This is a genomic window from Ramlibacter sp., from assembly GCF_013697775.1.
Taxonomy (GTDB): domain Bacteria; phylum Pseudomonadota; class Gammaproteobacteria; order Burkholderiales; family Burkholderiaceae_C; genus Ramlibacter.
Window position 1 is genome coordinate 1 of sequence record NZ_JACCWG010000049.1, and the last position, 8,919, is coordinate 8,919.

9 protein-coding genes and 1 pseudogene are annotated in these 8,919 nt (G+C 68.2%); 1 reads left to right on the forward strand and 9 read right to left on the reverse strand.

What is annotated here, in order from left to right; genetic code table 11:
- Window positions 1-203 precede the first annotated feature (203 nt).
- The 9 genes and pseudogenes from H0U68_RS02985 to H0U68_RS03025 all read right to left on the reverse strand — a co-directional run bounded on the left by H0U68_RS02985 (window position 204) and on the right by H0U68_RS03025 (window position 6,067).
- The gene (locus tag H0U68_RS02985; protein WP_296352678.1) at window positions 204-722 is read right to left on the reverse strand and encodes an N-acetyltransferase; all 519 of its coding nucleotides are present in this window, start codon (window positions 720-722) and stop codon (window positions 204-206) included.
- A gap of 17 nt (window positions 723-739) precedes the next feature.
- The gene (gene ureG, locus H0U68_RS02990; protein WP_296352679.1) at window positions 740-1,390 is read right to left on the reverse strand and encodes an urease accessory protein UreG; all 651 of its coding nucleotides are present in this window, start codon (window positions 1,388-1,390) and stop codon (window positions 740-742) included.
- Window positions 1,387-2,178, reverse strand: a complete 792-nt coding sequence (locus tag H0U68_RS02995) for an urease accessory UreF family protein (RefSeq protein ID WP_296352680.1) — start codon at window positions 2,176-2,178, stop codon at window positions 1,387-1,389. The genes ureG and H0U68_RS02995 overlap by 4 nt, the downstream gene beginning before the upstream one ends.
- Window positions 2,156-2,659, reverse strand: a pseudogene (gene ureE / locus H0U68_RS03000) (urease accessory protein UreE); the annotation flags it as partial. The gene H0U68_RS02995 and the pseudogene ureE, both read right to left, overlap by 23 nt.
- 17 nt (window positions 2,660-2,676) lie before the next feature.
- Window positions 2,677-3,315, reverse strand: coding sequence for a LysE family translocator (locus H0U68_RS03005; RefSeq protein WP_296352682.1), 639 nt, complete (start codon window positions 3,313-3,315; stop codon window positions 2,677-2,679).
- Between the two features lie 27 nt (window positions 3,316-3,342).
- Window positions 3,343-5,157, reverse strand: coding sequence for an urease subunit alpha (locus H0U68_RS03010; protein ID WP_296352683.1), 1,815 nt, complete (start codon window positions 5,155-5,157; stop codon window positions 3,343-3,345).
- Window positions 5,158-5,238: 81 nt separating this feature from the next.
- The gene (locus H0U68_RS03015; protein ID WP_296352684.1) at window positions 5,239-5,544 is read right to left on the reverse strand and encodes an urease subunit beta; all 306 of its coding nucleotides are present in this window, start codon (window positions 5,542-5,544) and stop codon (window positions 5,239-5,241) included.
- Between the two features lie 13 nt (window positions 5,545-5,557).
- Window positions 5,558-5,746, reverse strand: a complete 189-nt coding sequence (locus H0U68_RS03020) for a hypothetical protein (RefSeq protein WP_296352685.1) — start codon at window positions 5,744-5,746, stop codon at window positions 5,558-5,560.
- Window positions 5,747-5,764: 18 nt separating this feature from the next.
- Entirely contained in the window at window positions 5,765-6,067 is a 303-nt protein-coding gene (locus tag H0U68_RS03025) for an urease subunit gamma (RefSeq protein WP_296352686.1), read from the reverse strand.
- 189 nt (window positions 6,068-6,256) lie between these two features.
- On the opposite strand from H0U68_RS03025, the gene H0U68_RS03030 reads away from it, so the two are divergent.
- On the forward strand, window positions 6,257-8,919 hold a 2,663-nt coding region (locus tag H0U68_RS03030), incomplete at its 3' end, for an ATP-binding protein (protein ID WP_296352687.1).

Consider the following 8,919-nt stretch of genomic DNA (forward strand, 5'->3'; position numbering starts at 1 on the left):
GACAACCCCAAACCATTCATCTGGACAGCCAGTGCTTCGGACATCCTGGCCAAGGTCACCAGAGCCAAGGCTGCATTGGCTGCGATCTCACGATAAGTACAGAACAGAGGCGCGCACCACACTAGAACCTATCCTGGATCCCCCTGTTCTTGAGCGCTCCCTTCGACAAGCTCAGGGTGAACGGGGGGCGTTCCGTCCGCAACTCAGGGTGAACGGTTGTTGGTCCGCAAGCCCCATGGCGTGCTAGGCACCGCGCCAGGCGCGCGCAGCATGCGCACCATCCGCTGTCCATCGACGCGCCCCTCGTAGTATCCGGGCATGAGCAGGGTGGCTTCAAAGCCGAGCGCGCGGTAGAACGCCTGCGCGCCGTCGTTGTCCGCCCGCAGCTCGAGCGCGACCGACGCCATGCCCGCGACTTCGGCGGAGGCCAGCAGCCACTGCAGCAGGGCGCGCCCCAGTGCCTGGCGGCGCGCGGCCGGCTGCACCGCCAGCAGCACCAGGTGCGCGTGGTCGTCGCCGAACGCCATCAGCGCGAAACCCTGCGGGGCGGCGCCGGGCGTTTGCGCCACCAGGGCCACCGTGTCGGCGTCCGCGATGTGGCGCGCGATGCGCACCGCCGTGTAGCGCGGCGTGAGGCCGGCTTCGATCAGCTCGCGCGCCATTTGCGCGATGGCGCCCGCATCGGTGTGGCGGGCCAGTCGCAGGACGGCGGGGTGCTCCATTGCGCGATTCAACCACTTTATTGCGCGACCAGCAGCCCCTTGGTTTCGATGAAGCGCACCACGTCGTCCAGCCCCGCCTTGGTCTTCAGGTTGGTCATCACGTACGGACGGCCGCGGCGCATGCGCTGGGTGTCCGCTTCCATCACGCCGAGGTCGGCGCCGACGTAGGGCGCCAGGTCGGTCTTGTTGATGATGAACAGGTCGCTCTTGGTGATGCCGGGGCCGCCCTTGCGCGGAATCTTCTCGCCGGCGGCCACGTCGATCACGTAGATGGTCAGGTCGCTCAGCTCGGGGCTGAAGGTGGCGGCCAGGTTGTCGCCGCCGGATTCCACGAACACGATGTCGGCGTCGGGAAAATCTTCCAGCATGCGGTCGATGGCTTCCAGGTTGATCGACGCGTCTTCGCGGATCGCGGTGTGCGGGCAGCCGCCGGTCTCCACGCCCATGATGCGTTCGGCCGCCAGCGCGCCGCTCACGGTGAGCAGGCGCTGGTCTTCCTTGGTGTAGATGTCGTTGGTGATGGCGACCAGGTCGTAGCGGTCGCGCATGGCCTTGCACAGCATTTCCAGCAAGGTGGTCTTGCCGGAGCCGACGGGCCCGCCGATGCCCACGCGCAGCGGCGGCAGGGTCTTGGTGCGGCGGGGAATGTGGTGCAGCTGTGCGCTCATGATCGGAACAGTCGGGAGTATTGGGTTTCGTGGCGTGCCGACAGGATGGCCAGCATCGGTGCGAAGGATTGGCGTGCGTCGTCGCCCAGGGCGAGCGCGTGGTCCACCGCTTGCGGAATCTCGCCGGCCAGCCGCAGCAGGATGCGCTGGCCCGCGCTCTGTCCCAGCGGCACGGCCTTCAAGGCGGCCTGCATCATGTTCTCGGCCCAGCCGAAGGCAAAGGCGAGCAGGGTGCCGCGGTCGTTGGCGGCATGTGCTTGCGCGGCGAGAGCGAAGGCGATCGGGTAGGAATAGTCCGTTCGCTCGGCCGCCGTTCGGGCTGGGTCCTCCACACCCGTTCGGGCTGAGCTTGTCGAAGCCCCTGCCGCAAGCCCTTCGACAAGCTCAGGGCGAACGGGGAAGGGCGGCTCAGCCCGAACGGGGCGGGGGTGAAAGGACTGCATCCAGGCGACAAGCGAACGCCCCATCTGCGTGGTCTGCTGGCGCAGCTCGGATGTCTCGCGCGTCTGCCGCACCCAGGTGTCCAGTTCCGCGATGCGCGCCGCATCGCCTTCACGCCAGGCGCGCAGGGCCTCCGCCAGCACCGCCAGGTCGGCGCGCGCCAGCGCCAGGTGCAGCTGGTCCACCAACCATGCGCCGGCGCTGTCCTCGCCGGTCACCAGGCCGGCGTCGATGGCCGACTCCATGCCTTCGGAATACGAGAAGCCGCCCACCGGCAGCGCCGGCGAGGCCAGCCAGATCAGCCGCAGCAGCGCCGCGTCAGCCGTGGGGGTGGTCGTGTTCGCCATGGGCGTGGTCGTGATGGCTGTGTCCATGCGCGCCATAGGCACCGCCCTCGGGTTCGAAGGCCGCGTCCTGCGCCACCACGGTCAGGTGCATGGCGCGCAGCATGTCGGCCAGCACGTGGTCCGGCTCGATCTTCAGGTGGTCCGGCTTCAGCTCGATCGGCACATGGCGGTTGCCCAGGTGGTAGGCCGCGCGCACCAGGTCGAACGGCGTGCCGTGCCCGGCGCAGGGCGTGATCACCAGCACCGGCTGGGGCGCTGCGATCACCTTCACCAGCGAGCCGTCTTCGGCCACCAGCACGTCGCCGCCGCGTACCACCGTGCCGCGCGCGAGGAACACGCCCAGATGGCGGCCCTGCGAATCGGTGGCGTCGAAGCGGCTTTTCTGGCGCACGTCCCAGTCCAGCTCCACGGTGGCGGCGCGCCTGAGCAGCGCGGGCGCGAGCCCGCGGCCTTGCGTGAGCAGCTTGCCGACGACGAGCATGGTGCGAGCCTGTGGACTCAGCGCGAGGGGCGGCTGCCCATCGCCGTGAGCACGCCCAGGCCAATGAACGAGGTGCCGGCGATCCGGTTGCCCCAGACCGCGTGCTTCGCCGCGCGACCGAGCCGCGGAGCCATCAGGCTGGCCGTCAGCACATAGAACAGGTCGGTGCAGCTGGCGATGCCGACGAACACGCAGCCGAGCGCGAGGGTCTGGGCCAGCGGGCTGCCGTGCGCGTCCATGAACTGCGGCAGGAAGGCGGCGAAGAACAGGCTGGTCTTGGGGTTGAGCAGGGCGACCAGGAAGCCGTCGCGGAACACACGCCGCAGCGGCTGCGCCGTTGCCGCGGCCTTGGCGTCGGCGGTGGCCGGCGCGGCGAGCCACATGCGGATGCCGAGATAAACCAGGTAGGCGGCGCCCGCCCATTTCACGACGGTGAACGCGACCGACGACACGGCGAACAGGGCCGCCAGTCCCAGCGCCGCGCCGACCGCGTTGCCCAGGTTGCCGAGTGCCACGCCCAGCACCGAACCGAGCCCGCTGGTGCGGCCCTGCGCCAGCGTGCGCGTGACGATGTAGACAACGGCCGGGCCGGGCGTGAGTGCGAGCACCAGGCTCGCACCGATGAAGGCGAGTAGCAGGGGCGTATCAGGCAGCATCGGAAATCTCCTGGAAGGAAAAGAACGTCAGAACAGGAAGTATCGCTGCGCCATCGGCAGCACGCTGGCCGGCGCGCAGGTTAGCAGCTGGCCGTCGGCGCGCACCGCATAGGTCTGCGCGTCGATCTCCATCTTCGGCGTGTAGCCGTTGTGGACCATGTGCTGCTTGCGCACGTTGCGGATGTTCTTCACCGCGCTCACCTGCTTGTTCAGGCCGAAGCGCTCGGCCACGCCGGCGCTCAGGCCGGCCTGCGACAGGAAGGTCAGCGAGCCCTTGGCGACGGCGCCGCCGAAGGCGCCGAACATCGGGCGGTAATGCACCGGCTGCGGCGTGGGAATGGACGCGTTCGGATCGCCCATGGCCGCCATCGCGATGAAGCCGCCCTTGAGGATCAGGGCCGGCTTCACGCCGAAGAAGGCCGGCTTCCAGATCACCAGGTCGGCCCACTTGCCGGCCTCGATGCTGCCCACCTCATGGCTGATGCCGTGCGCAATGGCGGGGTTGATCGTGTATTTGGCGATGTAGCGCTTCGCGCGGAAGTTGTCGTTGCGCTGCAGGGCTTCGACAGGCTCAGCCCGAACGGAGTCCGGGGCGGCACCCGTCCGCTCTGGATTCACCGCTCGCTCTGAACTCACCGTTCGCCCTGAGCCTGTCGAAGGGCTCAGCCAGCCCCGCTGCACCTTCATCTTGTGCGCCGCCTGCCAGGTGCGCAGGATCACTTCGCCCGCGCGGCCCATGGCCTGCGAATCGCTGGACATCATGCTGATCGCGCCGAGGTCGTGCAGCACGTCCTCGGCGGCGATGGTTTCCTTGCGGATGCGGCTTTCGGCGAAGGCCAGGTCCTCGGGGATGGCCGGGTCCAGGTGGTGGCACACCATCAGCATGTCCACGTGCTCGTCCAGCGTGTTCACCGTGTACGGCATCGTCGGGTTGGTGGACGAGGGCAGGAAGTTGGCTTCGCCCACCACGCGCAGGATGTCCGGCGCGTGGCCGCCGCCCGCGCCCTCGGTGTGGAAGGCGCACAGGCCGCGCCCCTTGGTGGCGGCGATGGTGTTCTCCACGAAACCCGATTCGTTCAGCGTGTCCGAGTGGATCGCCACCTGCGTGTCGGTGGCGTCGGCCACGTCCAGGCAGTTGCTGATGGCCGCGGGCGTGGTGCCCCAGTCCTCGTGCAGCTTCAGGCCGATCACGCCGGCGCCGATCTGCTCGTGCAGTGCTTCGGGCCGGCTGGCGTTGCCCTTGCCGAGGAAGCCCAGGTTCATCGGGAAGGCGTCGGCTGCCTGCAGCATGCGCTCGATGTTCCACGGACCGGGCGTGCAGGTGGTGGCGAAGGTGCCCGTCGCCGGCCCGGTGCCGCCGCCCATCATGGTGGTGACGCCGGAGGCCAGCGCCTCCTCGATCTGCTGCGGGCAGATGAAGTGGATGTGGCTGTCGATGCCGCCGGCGGTGACGATGTTTCCTTCGCAGGCGATGATTTCCGTGCCGGGGCCGATGACGATGTCCACGCCCGGTTGCACGTCGGGGTTGCCGGTCTTGCCGATGCCGGCGATGCGGCCGTCCTTGATGCCGATGTCGGCCTTGACGATGCCCCAGTGGTCGACGATGAGCGCGTTGGTCAGCACGCAGTCCACGGCACCTTGCGCGCGCGTACGCTGGCTTTGCGCCATGCCGTCGCGGATGGTCTTGCCGCCGCCGAACTTCACTTCCTCGCCGTAGCCGCCGGCGCGCAGCGTGTAGTCGTCCTCGACCTCGATCACCAGTTCGGTATCGGCCAGCCGCACCCGGTCGCCGATGGTGGGGCCGAACATTTCCGCATAGGCGCGTCGTCCGATGGTTGCCATCGCTTTCTCTCTCCGTTCGCCCTGAGCTTGTCGAAGGGCATTGCAGGCGCGGGCTTCGACAGGCTCAGCCCGAACGGTTGATCAAAGTTGCCCCTGCACCAGGCCGCGAAAGCCGTACACGATGCGGTCGCCGGCGAAGTCCACCAGTTCCACCGTGCGCTGCTGGCCGGGTTCGAAGCGCACCGCGGTGCCCGAGGCAACGTTCAGCCGCATGCCGCGCGCGGCATGGCGGTCGAACTGCAGCGCGCCGTTGGTTTCCGCGAAGTGGTAGTGCGAGCCGACCTGGATCGGCCGGTCGGCGCTGTTCTGCACCACCACCACGAGCGTGCGGCGGCCCGGGTTGAGCGCGTGGTCGTTGCTGTCGGTGAACAGTTCGCCGGGGGTCATGGCGTGGGTCCGCTCATTCGCCTTTGGACAGCCACAGCGCCAGGCCGGCCAGGGCGGCGACCACGATGAAGCCGTAAGTGTCCGAAGGATGCCAATGAATGTCCGACGCGGCGCCGTGGCCGGGATGTGCCCAGGCCGGCGCGGCGGCGAGCATCGCGGCGACAGCGGCCAGCGGAGTGCACAGGAATGCGCGCAAGGTCATGGTGTCGGTCTCCTCGGGTCAGACGATCGGCTGGTGCACGGTGACGAGCTTGGTGCCATCGGGGAAGGTGGCTTCCACCTGGATGTCGGGAATCATGTCGGCGATGCCGTCCATCACGTCGGCGCGCGTGAGCACCGCGCGGCCTTCGCTCATGAGCTGTGCCACGGTCTTGCCGTCGCGCGCGCCTTCCATCACGGCCGCCGAGATCAGCGCCACCGCTTCCGGGTAGTTCAGCTTCAGCCCGCGCGCCTTGCGGCGCTCCGCCAGCAGGGCGGCGGTGAATAGCAGCAGCTTGTCTTTTTCGCGGGGAGTGAGTTCCATGGTTGCGGCAGGCGGGGTGCGAACCATCTTAGTGCAAGGGCCGTGCCTGATCTGGTGGCACGGAAGCTGCACTTCGGAACCGTGAATCGCACCATTCCCATCCTGCCCGCCGCGCCTGAGGGCGCCGACGCGCCGCAGCGCGTGGTGAAGGTGCGGCGCGACTACAACAACTGGGTGGCGCGCGAGACCATGGAGGACTATGCGCTGCGCTACACGCCGCAGCGCTTTCGCAAGTGGTCCACCTTCCGCGTGGCCAACACCGCGTTCGGCGCGGCCTCGTTCCTGATCCTGGAAGCGGTGGGCGCCACGCTGCTGGTGCAGTACGGCTTCGTCAACGCCTTCTGGGCCATCCTCGCCACGGGGCTCATCATCTTCGGGGCCGGCCTGCCGATCAGCGTCTACGCGGCACGCTACGGCGTGGACATGGACCTGCTGACGCGCGGCGCCGGCTTCGGCTACATCGGCTCCACGCTCACCTCGCTGATCTACGCCTCCTTTACCTTTATCTTCTTCGCGCTGGAAGCGGCGGTGATGGCCTATGCGCTGGAACTCGCGCTGAACATTCCGCCCAGCTGGGGCTATCTCGTCTGCGCGCTGGTGGTGGTGCCGCTGGTCACGCACGGCGTGTCGGCCATCAGCCGGCTGCAGATGTGGACGCAGCCGCTGTGGCTGGTGATGCTGGTGGTGCCGTTTTGCTACGTGCTGGTGCGCGATCCTGGTGCATTCAATGGCATCACGCACTACGCCGGGGAGAAAGCCGCGTCCACCGGGTTCGACCTGCGCCTGTTTGGTGCGGCACTCACCGTCGGCATCGCGCTCATCACGCAGATGGGCGAACAGGCCGACTACCTGCGCTTCATGCCGGCGCGCACGCAGGCCAACCGGCGCGGCTGGTGGCTGGGAGTGCTGGCCGGCGGGCCGGGCTGGGTGGTGCTGGGCGTGCTCAAGATGTTGGGCGGCGCGCTGCTGGCGTACCTGGCCATCAGCCACATGGTGCCGCGCGACCGCGCGGTGGACCCCAACCAGATGTACCTGGCGGCCTACGAATACGTGTTCCCGCAGTACGGGCTGGCGGTGGCGGCCACGGCGCTGTTCGTGGTGGTGTCGCAGCTGAAGATCAACGTCACCAACGCCTATGCCGGCTCGCTGGCCTGGTCCAACTTCTTCTCGCGCCTCACGCACAGCCACCCGGGCCGGGTGGTGTGGGTGGTGTTCAACACGCTAATCGCCTTCATGCTGATGGAGATGAACGTGTTCCAGGCGCTGGGCGACGTGCTGGGCCTGTACTCCAACATCGCCATCGCCTGGATCATGGCGGTGGTGGCCGACCTGGTCGTCAACAAGCCGCTGGGCCTCTCGCCCAAGGGCATCGAGTTCAAGCGCGCGTATTTGTACGACGTCAACCCGGTCGGCGTCGGCGCGATGGCGCTGGCGTCGGCACTCTCCATCAGCGCGCACCTGGGCGTGTTCGGTCCCATGGCGCAGGCGTTCTCGGCATTGATCGCCATGGGCGTGGCCTTCGCAACGGCGCCATTGATCGCGTGGGCAACCAAGGGCCGCTACTACATCGCGCGCAAGCCGCAGCCAGTGTTGGACGGCCAAGCCCAACACTGCACGATCTGCGAGCGCGAATACGAAGGCCCGGACATGGCGCACTGCCCGGCGTACCAGGGGCCGATCTGCTCGCTGTGCTGCACGCTGGACGCGCGCTGCGGCGACCTGTGCAAGCCGCACGCGAGCCTGGCCGCGCAGTGGTCGGCCACGCTGCGCTGGTTGCTTCCCAAGCGCGTGGGTCCGTACCTGGACACGGGCCTGGGCCACTTCCTTTTGCTGATGCTGGTGATCGCACCGTTGCTGGCCGCGCTGTTCGGCCTGCTGTACCGCCAGGAAATGCGCGCCCTGGCCGACCTGGTGGACGCGCAAGGCCTGGCCATGGCGACATTGCGTTCGGGCTTTCTCAAGGCGTATCTCGCGGTGCTGCTGCTGGCCGGCATCGTGGCCTGGTGGCTGGTGCTGGCGCACAAGAGCCGGCAGGTGGCGCAGGAGGAATCCAACCGGCAGACCCACCTGCTGGTGCGCGAGATCGACTCGCATCGCCAGACCGACGAGGCGCTGCAGAACGCCAGGCTGCTGGCCGAGGCCGCGCGGCGGCAGGCCGAGCAGGCCAACCAGGCCAAGAGCCGCTACATCAGCGCCATCAGCCACGAGCTGCGCACGCCGCTCAACAGCATCCTGGGCTATGCGCAGCTGATGGGCGAGGACGCGGATTTCCCGCCGCACCGCCGGCATGCGGTGCACGTCATCAAGCGCGGCGGCGAGCACCTGCTGTCGCTGATCGAAGGCACGCTGGACATCGCGCGCATCGAATCGGGCAAGCTCACGCTGGACGTCAAGCCGATGGGTTTCGCCGACTTCATGCACGAGCTCGCCGCGCTGTTCGAGCTGCAGGCCAACGGCAAGGGCCTAGCGTTCCGCTTCGACGCGGAAGGCGCGCTGCCCGAGGTGGTGCGCGCCGACGAGAAGCGGGTGCGCCAGATCCTGATCAACCTGCTGGGCAACGCCATCAAGTTCACCGCCGTTGGCCAGGTGGTGTTTCGCGTGCGGCATGCCCGCGAAATGGCGCACATCGAAATCGAGGACACCGGCCCGGGCCTGAGCGCCGGCGAACTGGCACAGATCTTCGAGCCGTTCGCGCGCGGCAACAGCGCTGCCAGTGCGGTGCCCGGCGCCGGCCTGGGGCTGACCATCGCCAAGATGCTGACCGACCTGATGGGCGGCGAGCTGACGGCCCTCAGCACGCCGGGGCAGGGTTCGGTGTTCCGCGTGCGCCTGTTCCTGCCCGAGGTGCGCAG

Coding starts and splice junctions, on each gene's coding strand:
- H0U68_RS02985 (WP_296352678.1), bottom strand. CDS start 722: ATGGAGCACCCCGCCGTCCTGCGACTGGCCCGCCACACCGATGCGGGC.
- ureG (WP_296352679.1), bottom strand. CDS start 1,390: ATGAGCGCACAGCTGCACCACATTCCCCGCCGCACCAAGACCCTGCCG.
- H0U68_RS02995 (WP_296352680.1), bottom strand. CDS start 2,178: ATGGCGAACACGACCACCCCCACGGCTGACGCGGCGCTGCTGCGGCTG.
- H0U68_RS03005 (WP_296352682.1), bottom strand. CDS start 3,315: ATGCTGCCTGATACGCCCCTGCTACTCGCCTTCATCGGTGCGAGCCTG.
- H0U68_RS03010 (WP_296352683.1), bottom strand. CDS start 5,157: ATGGCAACCATCGGACGACGCGCCTATGCGGAAATGTTCGGCCCCACC.
- H0U68_RS03015 (WP_296352684.1), bottom strand. CDS start 5,544: ATGACCCCCGGCGAACTGTTCACCGACAGCAACGACCACGCGCTCAAC.
- H0U68_RS03020 (WP_296352685.1), bottom strand. CDS start 5,746: ATGACCTTGCGCGCATTCCTGTGCACTCCGCTGGCCGCTGTCGCCGCG.
- H0U68_RS03025 (WP_296352686.1), bottom strand. CDS start 6,067: ATGGAACTCACTCCCCGCGAAAAAGACAAGCTGCTGCTATTCACCGCC.